12 protein-coding genes are annotated in these 15,529 nt (G+C 49.5%); 2 read left to right on the top strand and 10 right to left on the bottom strand.

Annotated features, from left to right (window positions below):
• Positions 1 to 151: 151 nt before the first annotated feature.
• On the top strand, positions 152 to 787 hold the full coding sequence (locus IPK09_13600; GenBank protein MBK7984641.1) for a trimeric intracellular cation channel family protein: 636 nt from the start codon (positions 152 to 154) through the stop codon (positions 785 to 787).
• A gap of 32 nt (positions 788 to 819) precedes the next feature.
• Here the strand turns inward: IPK09_13600 and prmA are convergent, their stop codons facing one another.
• The 5 genes from prmA to IPK09_13625 all read right to left on the bottom strand — a co-directional run bounded on the left by prmA (position 820) and on the right by IPK09_13625 (position 7,608).
• The gene (gene prmA, locus IPK09_13605; GenBank protein MBK7984642.1) at positions 820 to 1,734 is read right to left on the bottom strand and encodes a 50S ribosomal protein L11 methyltransferase; all 915 of its coding nucleotides are present in this window, start codon (positions 1,732 to 1,734) and stop codon (positions 820 to 822) included.
• An 86-nt stretch (positions 1,735 to 1,820) separates the two neighbouring features.
• Positions 1,821 to 3,167 (bottom strand): acetyl-CoA carboxylase biotin carboxylase subunit, encoded by a 1,347-nt coding sequence (gene accC, locus IPK09_13610; GenBank protein ID MBK7984643.1) that lies wholly within the window; start codon positions 3,165 to 3,167, stop codon positions 1,821 to 1,823.
• Between the two features lie 9 nt (positions 3,168 to 3,176).
• A complete protein-coding gene (locus tag IPK09_13615) occupies positions 3,177 to 3,653 on the bottom strand; it encodes an acetyl-CoA carboxylase biotin carboxyl carrier protein (GenBank protein MBK7984644.1) in 477 nt (158 codons plus the stop codon).
• A 563-nt stretch (positions 3,654 to 4,216) separates the two neighbouring features.
• Positions 4,217 to 5,752 carry an undecaprenyl/decaprenyl-phosphate alpha-N-acetylglucosaminyl 1-phosphate transferase gene (locus tag IPK09_13620; GenBank protein MBK7984645.1) on the bottom strand — a complete coding sequence of 512 codons (1,536 nt, stop codon included), beginning with the start codon at positions 5,750 to 5,752 and terminating at the stop codon, positions 4,217 to 4,219.
• Between the two features lie 692 nt (positions 5,753 to 6,444).
• On the bottom strand, positions 6,445 to 7,608 hold the full coding sequence (locus IPK09_13625) for a glycosyltransferase family 4 protein (protein ID MBK7984646.1): 1,164 nt from the start codon (positions 7,606 to 7,608) through the stop codon (positions 6,445 to 6,447).
• Between the two features lie 829 nt (positions 7,609 to 8,437).
• On the opposite strand from IPK09_13625, the gene IPK09_13630 reads away from it, so the two are divergent.
• Complete coding sequence (locus IPK09_13630) at positions 8,438 to 9,889, top strand: hypothetical protein (GenBank protein MBK7984647.1); 1,452 nt, start codon at positions 8,438 to 8,440, stop codon at positions 9,887 to 9,889.
• Between the two features lie 149 nt (positions 9,890 to 10,038).
• Here the strand turns inward: IPK09_13630 and IPK09_13635 are convergent, their stop codons facing one another.
• The 5 genes from IPK09_13635 to IPK09_13655 form a co-directional block, all read right to left on the bottom strand.
• Entirely contained in the window at positions 10,039 to 11,181 is a 1,143-nt protein-coding gene (locus tag IPK09_13635) for a glycosyltransferase (GenBank protein ID MBK7984648.1), read from the bottom strand.
• 4 nt (positions 11,182 to 11,185) lie between these two features.
• Positions 11,186 to 11,944, bottom strand: a complete 759-nt coding sequence (locus IPK09_13640; protein MBK7984649.1) for a DUF2334 domain-containing protein — start codon at positions 11,942 to 11,944, stop codon at positions 11,186 to 11,188.
• 103 nt (positions 11,945 to 12,047) lie between these two features.
• Positions 12,048 to 13,160 (bottom strand): glycosyltransferase family 4 protein, encoded by a 1,113-nt coding sequence (locus IPK09_13645; GenBank protein MBK7984650.1) that lies wholly within the window; start codon positions 13,158 to 13,160, stop codon positions 12,048 to 12,050.
• 180 nt (positions 13,161 to 13,340) lie between these two features.
• Positions 13,341 to 14,414 (bottom strand): EpsG family protein, encoded by a 1,074-nt coding sequence (locus tag IPK09_13650; protein MBK7984651.1) that lies wholly within the window; start codon positions 14,412 to 14,414, stop codon positions 13,341 to 13,343.
• The gene (locus IPK09_13655) at positions 14,398 to 15,522 is read right to left on the bottom strand and encodes a glycosyltransferase family 4 protein (protein MBK7984652.1); all 1,125 of its coding nucleotides are present in this window, start codon (positions 15,520 to 15,522) and stop codon (positions 14,398 to 14,400) included. Before IPK09_13655 ends, IPK09_13650 begins: the two co-directional genes overlap by 17 nt.
• Between the last annotated feature and the right edge of the window lie 7 nt (positions 15,523 to 15,529).

The raw sequence follows: 15,529 nt of genomic DNA on the forward strand, positions 1-15,529 counted from the left end.
GGGCTTAGCATCGAGCTTCGTCTTTAATATGAAGCAATATATAAAAATAAATCTATGAAAAATTTTTGAATATGAACCTGATTTTCATGAAAAATGACGGAAAGTGTTTTATTTTTGCGCCCGCTCGACCATCGATTGTGCCATTTTTCAGATGACCCTCGAACCCTTGATGACCTTCGTCGAAATTGCCGCCACTATCGCCTTCGCCATTTCCGGGGTGATCGAGGCGGTCCGCAAGCAAATGGATGTGGTCGGCATTTTTGCCATCGCTTTTGTGACCGCGTTCGGTGGCGGCACGGTGCGAGATGTGCTGCTGGATCGTCGGCCGCTGTTTTGGGTCCAGCATCAGGAATACGTCTGGCTGGTGTTGGCGCTGGCGGTCATGGCCCCGCCCTTGCTGCGGATAGGCCGCCATCGACCGGCCCGCTGGCTGATGGAAGCGACCGATGCGGTGGGTTTGGGCTTGTTCAGCATTTCCGGGGCCTCGATCGCGCAGGCGGCGGGTATGCCGCTGGTTGTGGTGGTGCTCATGGGCGTGATTACCGGCGTGTGCGGCGGCGTGCTGCGCGATGTAGTGTGCGACCAGATTCCAGCGGTGTTTCACAATCGCCATCCTTATGCCCTATGCGCGGTTTTTGGATGTCTGGTTTATTGGCTGCTGCACGGCGTCGGGGTGGAGTCTTGGCTGAAGTTGAGTGTTGGAGTTGCAACCACAACCGGATTGCGTCTGCTGGCGTTGGCATGGGGGTGGCGGATTCCAACATGGCCGAGCACGTTCAAGATTTGACGGTGGCGTCGCTCGGGTAATGGGGAGCCGCCCTAGTGCCGCGCGGGCTGTTTGCGCGTCCCTTCCAACAGCACCCAATCCTCCCGCGACGAATGGGTCGCAAAACTGAAATCGCGGGCGAACGCGGCTTGTACGGCATCGGCGTGTTGCTCAAGGATGCCCGAAAGCACTAGCCGACCGCCCGGCTTGATCCTTCGTCCGAATTCTGGAGCCAGTTGTATCAATATTCCAGCCAAGATGTTGGCTAGCAGAATATCTACCTGCAAGGCCGCGGGGAGTTCCTGCGGATGGCTCAATTCGATCCGATCCTCGACCTCGTTTTCGGCGGCGTTATCGTCGCTGGCCATCAGGGCCTGCGGGTCGATATCCACCGCCCAAACCCGTTCCGCGCCCAATTTGGCGGCGGCGAGGGCCAGAATGCCGGAACCGCAGCCGTAATCGAGAATCGTTTTACCGGGTAGCTCCGCGCCGTCCAGCCACTCCAGACACAGCGCCGTGGTTGGGTGGGTGCCGGTGCCGAAGGCGAGTCCGGGATCGAGCCGAATGTTGACCGCCGCCGGTGCGGGCGGCGTTTGACAGGTCGGACAGACCCACAGCCGTCGGCCAAAACGCATCGGATGGAAATGTTCCATCCAGGCCCGGACCCAATCGCGCTCCTCCAAGGCGATCAAGCGGCATTCCGGCAAAGCCGGCGCGCGCAGGAACCGCCGTAGTTGCCCTTTTACTACTTCAATATCGGTCTGCGCGTCGAACAGGCCGGTGACCCGGGTGTGCTCCCATAAAGGCGTCTGGCCGGGCGCCGGCTCTAATAACGGCTGATCGCCGGCGTCCGCCAAGGTGACCGCCAGCGCGCCGGCCAACAGCAGGGCGTCTTCCAGTTGGTCTGGACTATGGTCGATAGCTTCAAGGGTCAGTTGCAGCCAGGGGGCGGTGGCAGCGTCGCGCATGGGGTATTAACCTTACAGCCACTCAGGGTTGCTCAAGCTTAACCTATTCCTGGGCGAGCCGTCGCGCTTTGGTGGTGAGGGCGGGCTTAACGGGTCGCCAACAATTGCTTTTCCAAATAATGGATATCGGTGCCGCCCCCGATGAAGCGGGCATCACCCAGAATGCGCTGGTGCAGCGGCGCGTTGGTCTTGATGCCCTCAATCACCAGTTCCGCCAGCGCGTTGCGCATCCGGGCGATGGCGGCGTCGCGGGTTTCGCCGTGCGCGATCAGTTTGCCGATCATCGAATCATAATTCGGCGGCACCCGATAACCGTTGTAGATGTGGGAATCCACGCGAATGCCGGGTCCGCCCGGCGCGTGATATTGGGTGATGGTGCCGGGCGAGGGAGCAAAGGTGTCGGGATTTTCGGCGTTGAGGCGGCATTCGATGGCGTGACCGGTGATGCGAATGTCTTTTTGTTGGTAGCCCAACGCCTCACCGGCGGCGATGAGCAGTTGCTCCTTGACGATATCGACCCCCGTGATCAATTCGGTGACGGGATGTTCGACCTGAATTCGGGTGTTCATCTCGATAAAGTAGAATTTGTCATCCTGATATAGAAATTCGAAAGTGCCGGCTCCCCGATAGCCGATCCGCCGGCACGCGTCCACGCAGGTTTGACCGATGCGGCGGCGCTGCTGGGCGGTAATGCCCGGCGCTGGAGCCTCCTCGATGACTTTTTGATGGCGGCGCTGCATCGAGCAATCGCGTTCACCGAGATAAATCGCGTTACCGTAGGTGTCGGCCAGCACCTGAATTTCGACATGGCGCGGGTGTTCTAGATACTTTTCCATGTAGACGGTCGGATTGCCGAAGGCGGCATTGGCCTCGCTGCGGGTCAGGTCGATGGTGGTCAACAAAGCCGCTTCGCCGTGCACCACGCGCATACCCCGCCCGCCGCCGCCGCCGGCCGCTTTGACGATGATCGGATAACCGATCGCGCGCGCCAGCCGCAGGGTTTCTCGGTCGTCGTCGCCCAGCGGACCGTCGGAACCCGGCACACAGGGTACCCCGGCATCTTTCATGGCCTTGATCGCGGACACCTTATCGCCCATTAACCGAATGGTGTCGGGGCGGGGGCCGATGAAGATGAAACCGCTCTGTTCGACCCGTTCGGCGAAATCGGCGTTCTCGGACAGAAAACCGTAGCCCGGATGAATCGCCACCGCGTCGGTGACTTCGGCGGCGCTGATCAGCGCTGGCATGTTCAGATAGCTCTCGGCAGCCGGTGGCGGGCCGATGCAGACGGTTTCATCCGCCAGGCGAACGTGCTTCAAATCACGATCCACCGTGGAATGCACGGCTACGGTGCGGATGCCCAGCTCGCGACAGGCGCGCAGAATGCGCAGGGCGATTTCTCCACGGTTGGCGATGACGATTTTGTCGAGCATTATTAAAGGCTATTCGATGACCAGCAGCGGTTGATCGTATTCGACCGGCTGGCCGTTTTCGACCAGAATGCGGGTTATCGTACCCGCCTGATCGGTTTCGATCTGATTGAACATCTTCATCGCTTCGATGATACAGACCGGATCGCCGGCATTGACAGGCTGGCCGATTTCAACGAACGGCTTGGAACCCGGTGAGGCGGATCGATAGAACGTGCCGACCATCGGCGAGCGCAGCACATGTCCCTTGATCGGCTCCGGTTCGACCGCCGCCGCAAGCGGCGGCGCTGGAGCAGGGCCGGGAATCGAGGGAGTGATTGGGTGAGCGTAGGCCGGCGCGGCCCACACCGGCTGCGGCGGCAGGGCGGCCGGACCTGTCTGCGGATGGCGGCTGATCCGTACTGAATCCTCACCTTCCTTGATTTCTATTTCAGCGATGCCAGAGGTTTCGAGTAACTCGATCAGTTTTTTGATCTTGCGGATGTCCATCGGCATGGCGGCTACCGGCTTGACTTGGCGGCATGGTGACTGGTATCGGCGCGAGGCGCCAGCGGGTAGCCTCGCGTGCCCGATCGGCTAACAGCACTGGTCGCGATGTTCGATAGGTGGCAGCAACGAAACAGCGGGCGGGCGGGCGGAGCGGGCAAAACGGATCGAAGGTGGCCTTTTTCAAGAATGACCAGCACAGCTAGACATTGGGAGGCGAACTCGCGAATTCCTGGCAACGTCGGAGTCGATCCGTTCAGTAACAACAGGTTAGCCATGAGTCAAGCGGTCATCCATACGAAACGAAGGGCGAATTCTGCATGAAGCTGAATGAGGTGTCCAGCCACAGTTGCGGAATCAGCTGTTCTATGCCTGATCTATGAGAGAGTGAGCTATCTGGATGATACGAGCATCTGGACTAGGCTCACCCCACACCGATCCAGTGTAGCGGTGAGCCTGGCCTCGCTTTTTGGGAGGATACCCGTCAAAACGGTAGAGAATCGCCTCTTGCCCTTGGACGCTGTTTTCACCGACCGATCTCTCAACCGTGCCGGCAACAAGGTGAATCATCGAAACATCGGTCGGGTCAAGGGATAATGTGGAGTTGCTACCGAGCCATCGCTGCACGCTCTGTATATCAAAGCACTCTTAGACTTCGAACGCCTATCCGTATTTCGAAAGTCCGCGCTGACTGGTTTATGACCGATTCTGCGGTCGTGTTGGTCATCTCGTTTGATGAACTGCCGGATTCGAATACCGGTATAATCTTGCAGTTGCTTTTTAAGCGAGGTTATCAGGGGTCTAATTTGACTGGCTGATGACATGTCATCTCTTTCCAAAAACAGCTCGATGACTGCATAAGCCAATGGCTCGTTTGTATTGGCATGATCTTCATAGATACGCACATCATAATCGTAATTTGAGTGTAGCTCTCCGACTAGAGTATGAACGAAACTCGGTGTATCTTTCATGGGAAAGTTTCCGACGAAAACACCATGACAGTCCGCCGACGTAAAGCCCATTCGAGCGTGGAGGCTGCGTAAGAAAAGAACAAAACGCCAAGGCCGAGCAATGATATAGCAATAAACCAGGAATACTCCTGTGAAGCCGGCAAGCATCCAAAATTCAGGGATGTTTAAGTACAGGCCTGCGAGCCCAATAGAGCCTAGCACGAGCTGAATCAATGAAATAATATAGACGATATCTTGCGTCCGAAAACTGGCTCGAACCAGCAGATGGTGTAGATGGTTTCTATCGGGATAGAAAGGAGAATTGCGGTAGTAAAGCCGTCGGATCATAACCCCCACTGCATCCATAAGTGGTACAGCTAAGATCCAAAGCGCGGTGACCGGCGTCATGGCGCGCGTTTCACCTTGGCTCAAGTGAATGAACAGCCAAGAAAAAAGCAACCCAAGCAACATGCTGCCGTTATCGCCCAAGAAAACGGCAGCCCGGCGGCGGCTTCCATAACGCAAGTTGTAGTACAAAAAGCCGCTCACACCGCCCATCATGGTGACGACCAAACCCAAATAAGCTTCTTCACCAGCAACAAACGTGACAATAGCGATCAATAGCAGGCTGACAAAAGAAAGCGATCCAGCCAAACCATCGAGCCCATCGATCATGTTCAGGGCGTTAATGACGCCGATGGTGGCAAATACTGTAAAGGGCAGGGCGATGGTGTTGAGCTCTAAAACATCACTGAAAAAAACTTTGCCCAAATCCAGAAGAATTACGCCGCCCCAAAGCGCCATGACAAGTGCCACGATCGTTTGCGCTAGGAATCTTATCTTATAATCGAGATGCAAGACATCGTCGGCAAAACCGGTCAAAAAAATGGTGATGGCCGAAAGTATCATGCAGGCGTAGGGAATATTGGACAACAGGTGAGAACCGTCGATTATATTTAGGCCGATGATGATCGCGAAAAATATCCCTGTTCCTCCAATAAATGGCGTAATCGTATCATGTTCCTTATGACCTCCAGGATGATCAGCGATGTTGAAGTAATGAGATAATGGAATCCCAACTCCAATCACAATCCAAGAAATTGCTAAGCTTAAAGTAAATAAAGCCAACAGGGAGGTGACCAATAAAGCCATGAGTTTTCCTCTTTTAGAATCTCTTGTGCCCAATCGGTTTTAGCATTAATTTTTGGCGCTAATTTGTTTCGGGCAAGTAAATGTAGCTTGCAAGGCTAATAAGTCGGCGCCAGCAGGTTAATCATTATAAAAATTATGGCCTACTTGGATAATAGCCAAGGTCGCTAGCTCTTATTTTAAAGGCTTGGGGGTATATCTCATTTTGCCATTCCGACATTCATTTTTTTAAACTCCGATTAAATTACCAGAAAAACTCAATTTTAGCCATTTTTTAAAATTTTTAATTTATAATTCAAAATCTTATTTTAGAGCCCTTGAGATGAGAATGGTTTTAATGAGGGTGTCAAGGTCGTGTTGGAGGGCGAGCGGCTAGGACTATATTTACACTTAACAAGCAAGGTTAAGGTGCTTGGCCCTGCATAGACATTGGGATGTGTTAGTCCGAGCGAATGCTGATGATGACCGCGGTCGCTTAAGTTGGTTCCCGTGATCCAATAAATGTGGATAAGCTAGTTTAGCGGCAGGTTATTTTTTCAATATATTGATATTTCTTAAAAAATATGTTTTGGCAGTGTCGGCCGCGGTGATATTCGAAATATGGACGAGTTCGGGCCTAGTGTGAGCCACCCAGCTAAGCCGTGAGATCAAGCAGTGGGATAGTCTAAATCATCCAAACTCGACTACAGACATGGTCAGTTTCGCGGTAGGGGATGACCCAAAAGTTCCCAGTAAACAGCCAGCGTTTGGTCGATAACGAGCTGTTCGTCGAACTCGGCCAGTACTTTGGCTCGTCCGGCTTGGCCCATGCGGTTGCAGGCCTCGGGATCATTATAGAGTTGTCGGATTGCCTCAGCTAAGGCAAGCGCATTGCGTGGTGGGACCAATAGCCCATTGCGCTCATGCTCGACTACTTCACGGCAGCCAATGCTATCGGCGGTAACGATGGGCAGACCGCAAGCGGCCGCTTCCAACAGACTGCATGGGGTGCCTTCGCGATAGCTGGGCAGCACCATTAAGTCGGTCTCCGCAAGCAGCGATTTCATATCGTCCACATGACCGAGCACGCTGAGCCATCCCTGTTGCTGCCATTCATCTATGGTTTTCTGCGGGATTGACGCAGGATTGCCAGGATCGGGAGCCCCAGCCAACTTAAATTCGATAGATAAGCCTTCCCGGCGCAATCGCTGAGCGGCTTCAGCGTACTCGCCTATTCCCTTCTCCCAAAGCAGGCGAGCAGCTAGCAGCACCCGGAACGGGCCAGGTTGACGCGCGTTGGATCGAGGCTGGAAACGCTGGGTGCTGACACCAGCACTACGAATCAGGCGGATGGACTCACGAGGGGCCAACTGCTGGGTTAGGAATTCCTGATAGTCATCGGGATTTTGTAGGATCAGTCGGCTCCGGGAAGTATTAAGGCAAAGCCGTAGTAGGCTACGTACTGCCGGACGCAACAAGTGGGCTTTGGTATCCTGACTGGTAAAGATATACCCCATTCCATCTACGGAATTGATGCAAGGAGGGGTGCGGGCCAAGCGGGCGGACAAAGCGCCATAAATCACACTTTTAAGAGTGAAGTGATGCAGTAAATCGGGGCGTTCCCGACGATAGAGGGATATGAGATGTTGGAGTACGCGGGCTTCAACCCACGGATTCAAGCTGCGTCGCTCCATGGGTAAGGATATCCAGCGAAAGCCGGCTGCTTCAAGACGGGGCCCGTGAGAACCGGGTGGAGAAATAAAAAGCACTTCATGACCTTGTGCTTTGAGAGCTAGCGCCAATGGGAGCCGAAAATTGTAAAGATACCAATCCGTGTTGGCAAAAAAGATGATTTTTAAGGTTTTTTGAGTAGCACTCACTCATTTTCTCCTTACTGAAGCAAGGCTAATTAGGACAAGTCGTCCCATAATCGAAGGGTGGTGGGCACGAGATAAAAGCCGGCGGGGAAATTGTCAGCGCTTTTCTCATGGCGGACGGCAATTGATAATAAATATTTGAATTTTAATGTTAAATTTTTGATGATTATGTGCGGCGGCGGATCAACAACAGCATAACGAGATTTGGTTAGCCCATACGATCTGCTGCCTGGAGTTGAGTTCTGTCCTGGAGCCTCCGGTTTTTGGGCTCGAAAAAACCTTCAATGTCTTGCCGTATCCCTGTTCTCTAGTAATTACCCCTACTTTAACGAAGGCCTATCGCGGTGCTTTGAGGCTCCTCGTTAGCTGGTTTTTTCCGCGCGCCCAAAGGATCGCTGCCAAGTTGTCAGCCACCGCCTTGAAAACTCGGCGAAGCATACTCTGGCGTAGCCGGGCTTTAGAGCCGATAAAAATAATATTTTTATATTTCAAATAGTTATTTTTTAGTTATTTTTGATGTCTATTTATTAAAATGACTGAGATTTTGGCGGGCATTTAAAATTTTTAAAATAATCAAATAGTTGGTTAGGAATTGGCTGGCTTTAGGGCCGTTCCGTAGCTTCTTCATGCTTCGTTGATGGCAAGATCGATAATATGGCTAAAATTGCTATATTATAAGGCAATAGTATAAGAAAGATTCCATTTCGTGAAAAATTTATGCTAACATATGTCATAGTATAAAACACTATTTTATTTGAATGCGTAAAATAGGCAAATTATTACGACCTGCTTAAGTCTGATCACCGAATCTAACCATCGAAGGATGAAACTAATGATGAACATAAGGTTATTGATTTGCTCGCTTTTGTTGGAAATCCCGCTTGTCGTGGAGGCGCTGCCGGCTTTCCCAGGCGCAAGCGGCGCTGGCGCCATTTCTGTTGGCGGGCGCGGAGGCGTGATTTATGAAGTGACAAACTTAAATGGTGGCGGACCAGGAAGCCTTCGTGCAGGTGTTGAGATGAGCGGTCCACGGATTATCGTGTTTCGCGTGGGTGGAACTATTGAAATCGAACATACCCTACATATCAGTAATCCATATATTACCATTGCCGGGCAGACCGCACCCGGTGGAGGAATTACGATTTCTGGAAAAAATACGGTAGGTGATGTATTTAATATAAGCACTCATGACGTCATTATTAGATATGTTCGTTTTAGAAAAGGATACAATAGCGGAACCGTCTCACAAGATGGAGATGCATTCTCCTTTTTTGGAGTGGCTTCAACATCGGTTATTGACCATTGCTCGATGAGTTGGGCTCAGGATGAAAATGCTCAAGTTTGGGGAAACTCTAGCGGCCCACAGCCGCATGATATAACCTATTCATGGAGTATATTTGCTGAGCCATTGGCGAAACATCCGACAAATCTTATCACGGGGTCAAACGCCAATGCTTCTCAAAACATGTTGAATATTGATGCGCATCATGGTTTTTTTGCAAACAGCTTCTATCGTAATCCGCTCATTAAAAATAAGTCCTTTCGTCTCGTAAATAATATTATTTATAATTGGAGTCTTTCCGCTACTGAGCTTGGTGGTGGAGTACAAGCCGATATTATCGGGAATTTATATAAGCCCGGCCCAATGTATTTGTCGGCTGAAAACAGAAGATTGTACGAGATTCAAGCTTTTGTGGCACCGAATGATACTACTCCATCAGGGAATCCATCAGTTTATGTGGCTGGCAATATGGGTCCGCACAACTCCAATCCCGAAAGCGATAACTGGGGGATGGTACGAGAAGTAACTACTGAAGGCAATCCTGAGATTGGGCCGCTTTCAGCAACGTATAGGCGATCTGTTCCCTTGGCAGCTCTCCCTGTTCCGATTGAGGCTCAACCGGCTAATCAATTGGAAGCTTTGCTGTTCCCTACGGTTGGGGCTTCACAAAGGCTTGACTGTTTGGGGAATTGGGTTTTCAATCGCGATACAGTAGATGCTAGGCTTGTTCAGGAATATCAGACTGGCAAGGGAATCGTGCCGAATACTGAAAGTGATGTGGGCGGATTTCCAGTCATCAGTAATGGTACGCCTTGCACTGATACTGACCATGATGGAATGCCCGATCAGTGGGAAGATGCCAAAGGGCTTAACAAGAACGATCCTTCGGATGGTCCACGAGTGGGCGCGGATGGATATACCTATGTTGAAAAATATTTGGGCGGTTCTTCTCCTGCTGAGATGCGGCTATCCTCACCCAAAAACGTTAGATTTCTTCCATAATTTGTGCTAACTGGAGGCGAATCTATTTCGATTTCGCCTCTGGGATGTTGGGGTGATGTGGTTCTAGTCCAAAGCAATTCAGCGACCAAGAAGCTTTTTCGCCATGCGACCTTTAACTTCAGTGCTATACGAATGTTAATGAACACTTATCAAGTCATCTTTCGGGGCATTACCGTGGCTTCCCATAGATCTCGATAGGCGCTCACCATCCGCTCCAAGCTGAAATGCTCTGTAATCCGCGTTCGGCAACGTTGTCTCAATGCTTCATGCCCCTCGCTTTGTAAAGTCACCAATCCTTGTTCCACTCGTTCCGCTAATGCCGCAGGGTTCTGAGGTGGGGCTATCCAACCGGTATCGCCCACGATGAGTGCCGCATCCCCGACATCGGTCACTACACAGGGCGTGCCACACGCCATAGCCTCGGCCACAGTGTTGGGAAAAGCCTCTCCAGCACTGGAAAGCACATGCAAATCCAAGGCGTTCATAACATCGGGTATATCGTTCCGCGGCCCTGTAAGGATAAGCCGATCTTCGAGGCTAAGTTGGCGAATCAATTTTGCTAACTGTTGGTTTTCTCGGCTCATACCCGTTCCTACCAGCACGCAACGAAACTCAAGGCCCTTTTTTGCAAGTAAGACCAAGGTGTGTAGTAGATTAGGATGGTCCTTTTGCCGATCCCAACGAGCCACCAGTCCTAGCAGTATTTCTTCCGGTGCGACCTTCCATTCTTGACGGATTTTTGCTCGGGCAACTAGATCTGGACGAAATTGGGTGAGATCGTAACCATTGGGAATGATGGTAAATTTATTGGCTTGGTAGCCTAAAGCCTGATGCACTCGCGCTGCTTGCTGGGAGCAGCAGGCAATGGCAACGGGGATCCTGTTTGAAAGTAGGGCGCAGGCCCGCATCGTCAACCGCGTCGAGAACCTGTTCTTATCGGCGTCCAGATTAGCGTGGCGAATCCCCCATATCACCGACCGTGCGCCGGCCCAGCGCGCCACTAAGCCACCAATCAGATCAGCATGATACATCCAGGTTTGCACGAGATCAGGCCGCATTTTGGCGATCAGATGCCCAAGCGTGCGTACTCCCGCCCAGGTCAGCCGACCCCGTGGCATGTTCAAAGCGTGTACCCATGCGCCGCACTCTCGCAACTTGGCGCCATATACACCTTCGTCTGTAAGCGAGATGACTATTGGACTGACCTCTGGCGCGGTCGCCGAAACCAACCGATATAGCACCGCTTCAGCACCTCCCTGAGCAAGGCCGGTAATGACATGCAAAACGCGCATTTTATTAGTGGCTGGCTAAGGCGGCTTTTACGGATGACAAAAAGCGCAAGGATTGAAGTGTTAGTAAGTATGAGCGAGATAACAAACGGTCAGTCCAAGCATAAGAGTGACTATCTGTGATGCCCGCACTAGTTGAGATTATTCGTGTTTGAAATGACCTAATATCTTTTTCAAATTCAGCCAACTCCTGCTGACCCCAAGCATTATGATGGTAACAAACCGTCCAAATACCAAAAGGTTTGTTGCGAAATCGCCATAGTTGCTGGGGTAACCAAATCATGCCATATCGATTCACTGGCTTGAGAAAGTAGCCGTCGCTTACGACATGGATATCATTCTTTTTTAGAGCCAACAACGTATTTTGGTCGAATGAATGACCAGGGGCGACCCAAATATCAGCCCGAACGTTTTGGGCCTCAAAAACATTTAACCCATTCCTTATTTTTTCTTCTTGTACTTCCAAGGGTAATCCAGCGAATTCGCTGTGCGCTTTGATGCCTATCAGACCTGCATCAAAGGTAGTATAGCAATGTTGCCAGCCATGCAGCCCAATGGTCCAGCCTTTAGACTGCCAATCTCGAACTCTATTCCAAAAATTAGGATTAGGTTCAGCCACCATCAGATAAGGATCTCGATTTTCGGGAACAACCGCTAAAATCGGAGAAACGTTATATCGGGCCAGAATAGTCTCAATCTGATCCCAAACGACCCAATTCATTGTTGGGCAAAGGTCGTCGAAACGAACGATGAATCGCGCGCTCATATGAGTAGCCAACTCTCAGAAAACTCTTCATTTGAAAACTCTTCATTTATGGGCAAAATCCATATCAACAAGTCAAAATTCTCTATCTGCTGAAAACAGCGAATCATGGACTCACCATGGAAAAAAGTTGATCCCAACGCTGCAGGATGCCGTCAAGGGCGTACCGCTCGCGCACCGACACTGCGGCCTTTTTCCCCAGCTCCTCACGCAGTGCAAAGCTACTCATTAGCTGGCGCAATGCTTCCGTCAATCCCTGCCAATCATTCAGTGTAACTAACAAGGCATTCTGACCGCCTTGCGTTATTTCCCGAGGCCCACTAGGACAATCGAAAGCAACACAAGGCAATTTTAGGGCCATGGCTTCCAACAAAGCCATAGGTAAGCCTTCATAAGCTGAGGATAAAACGAAAATTTCTCCTTTTACTAACTCTTCCCAAGGCGTGCTGGTCCGGCCTGGTAAAAAAACACGCTCATTGAGACCGTTTCTATCGATCTGTTCTTCTAATTGCATACGTAGGGGTCCCTCACCCCATATCCACAAATTCCAATTGGGAAAATCAACAGCAAGTGAGGCAAAGCTTTCAATTAACCCACTAAATTGTTTTGACGCAATCAGGCGTCCCATCGCAATCACTCGATAATGATTCTGTTCCGTCACTATCGTCTTGTTGATTCCTAGAAGTTCGTTAGGTAGTGGATTCGCGATGACTTCCAGGCGTTTTATACCGGGTACCATAACACGGAATGCAGGTACCATATCGTGGCCTAATAAGGTTACTAGGTCAGCCAGTGGATAGGTTAAACGACGTAGTAACGGCAGGCCGCGTCCGGTTATTTTTGCAAATTTTGGGTTAGTATGCTCACAAACAATCGTAGGTACTCTCAATCCTCGAGTGGCCAAGATAGCTGCCACATTGACGTTAGTGAGAAAAGACACCAGTATATCAGGTTGAATTTTATGAATTAATCGCCGCAACGCTAAAAAGCGCGCACCATAAGTAATGGCACTACGTCCGACTTTTCCGGCTACATCGGCCAAATATATAAGCTGTACTTGATTCGAAACTGGATAGAAACATTCGCCACGACCCGAGAAAGTAGCTACCAGAGTAACCTGATAGCCTCGTTCAGCCCAGGCATTGACCAAGGTAACAGCGACTCGCTCAGCGCCACCGCTGTTTAGAGAGCTTGTCAAAAGCATGATTCTTTTAGACATTATTATTCGTGCTATTTACTCTCGGCCAAGATCCATTTTGGATTCTAAAATTTTTTAACCGACAAAGCTGAAATTTTTGGAAACGTAGCAAAGATTCACTAACATGCCAAATACTCTTACGCTTTCAGAAATGTTTTAGCCTTGTAAACTTCAGATTTTAATCTTGAGGCTAAAATCTAGTCACCATGCTTGTAATAATTCATCATAGTCACCATCAACAAAGTAGGCTTTCATAATAATATAAGTTAAATATATTAATGTCAGCCCCCAAAGAGACCACGTAAAATAATTCCTTTTTTGAATTTCAGGGATGATAACCATCAAAAAAAGAAGAGCAAAATAACCATTGCGTGAAGTACCGATCGGCAAAAAAAACCAACTAAATACAATAAAAAATATGCACCCAATATGGACGGCGGCTAACTCTGTTATTAGCGTCAATTTTTTTTTGGACTGAATTAAATAGATGAAAGAAGATACTGAACATATCAATGAGCCGATCACATAATTGATGCTCGCAGCACCTTCTTGAATTGAATACTGTTCAGCTCTGCGTCCACCATAGTCGTGAAATAATTGATTGCCTATGATGGTTAGCAGCAATGAAACCAATAGATAAATGATAAGCAAGCGTATACTTTGATTTTTAAATACTTTAAAGATCAGGGAATATACTAGAATAACGGCAAATGTAGTATGGATGGTCGCAGCAATAAAACAGCCTAAAATTGGCCTCCTTAAGCTAAGAGTCATATACAATAAAATAGCGAAAGAAAAACCCTGCCTTATTTGGAAAGTGCCAATAGTTGCCAGCGCTGGTGGAATCAGAATCCATAATAGAATTCCAAATAGAGGGCGTGAGGTCTTGGAAAGAGCCAATATAATCAGAAAATTTAGTAATAATACAGTAACCAAAACTGATTGTTCTTCCGAAAAAAACAATCCCAAAGTCAAAGCCCATATGCGCCATAAAAATTCTTCGGTAAAAAACCCGAAAAGAAGTGAAAGATTATTTTTTTGAGAAGAAAAGAAATTTATAAACCAGTTTAAATCAGTTTCTCGAAAATAGTTAATATAGTTTTCATAGTCTAACATGCCGGAGCGGTTTATAGTTCCTACTTGGATAAGGAGAACAAAGGAAATGACCCAAAAAACAACATGGTCCCATCGAATTGGATTTGTGATCCAGACATGAGGTGACTTTAAATCGGCCTGAAAAGGTCGCCATCCTGTAATATTATCTCGTCGATTCACTAACTACCTCCTCAAATAGGCAGTCCCATAAGCCAAGGATCCGTTCCATGGAAAAACGCTGCCGTACATCTATTGCCCGATTACCATATTGGATTAGTAGACGAGGATCACTCATCAATTGATTCAGGGCCTCAGCTAATGCAGGTCCATCGATGGCAGGGACTAGCAAGCCATCTATCTTGTGGCGGATAATGTCACGTGGACCGGTGTCACAATCGAAGCTTACTGCCGGACAACCATGGGCCATGGCTTCCACCAATGTATTGGGAAACCCTTCAAAGAGAGAGCTCATCACGTATAAATCTGCCTGTTGGTACCAGTCTGTCACATTGCCGGCCCGGCCGGGCAATTTAACACGGTGGTTTAGTCCCAAAGCATTAATCTGAGCTTCCAAGACTGGTCGCTTCGGTCCCTCACCCAAAATCACCAAATCCCAGTCAGGCCATCTAGCCGCGATACTTGAAAAAGATTTAATAAGATGATTAAAACCTTTTTGCTCCGCCAATCGTCCTACAGCCAGGAGAATTCGTCGCTGCTCCGGTACTACTTTTCTGGGAATCAATATGGGTTCGGTTATTGGTAAAGGGAATGACACCGGATTAGGAATAACTGTTACTTGGCAGCCTGGTGCATGCGCCTGTAGCCATTGGGACGTCTCATTGGTCAGAGCTATTACGCGGGTGGCTAGTGGATAAACACGACGACGCAACCAATTCCATACCCTTCCGAGAGGGAGTCTAGGAGGATGATTTCGCTCAGAGATCAAGACGCAATTTGATAAACCTGTATTTGCAAGGATGGTGAGCACCGAAATTTCAGTCATCATTCCTAGTACCAAATCAGGCTGGTATGTTCGAAATATCCGGCGCAATGTCATTAATCGGCGTAGATTGGCTGTTATCGCCTGGAATAGGTTGTTAGAATTACCTGAAAGATCAAGGCCAATTCGGCGTACTGATTGATCAAGAATATAAAAATCTAGATCGGGTGAGGCCAATGTTACTACAGTCACTTCCCAACCCCGTCTAGCCCAAGCGCTAGCAAGATGTGAAGTAACTCGCTCTGCTCCACCGAGAGAGAGATGCGCAATAACAATAACAATTTTCAAAATAAAA

The organism is Candidatus Competibacteraceae bacterium, from assembly GCA_016713505.1.
Taxonomy (GTDB): Bacteria; Pseudomonadota; Gammaproteobacteria; order Competibacterales; family Competibacteraceae; genus Competibacter_A.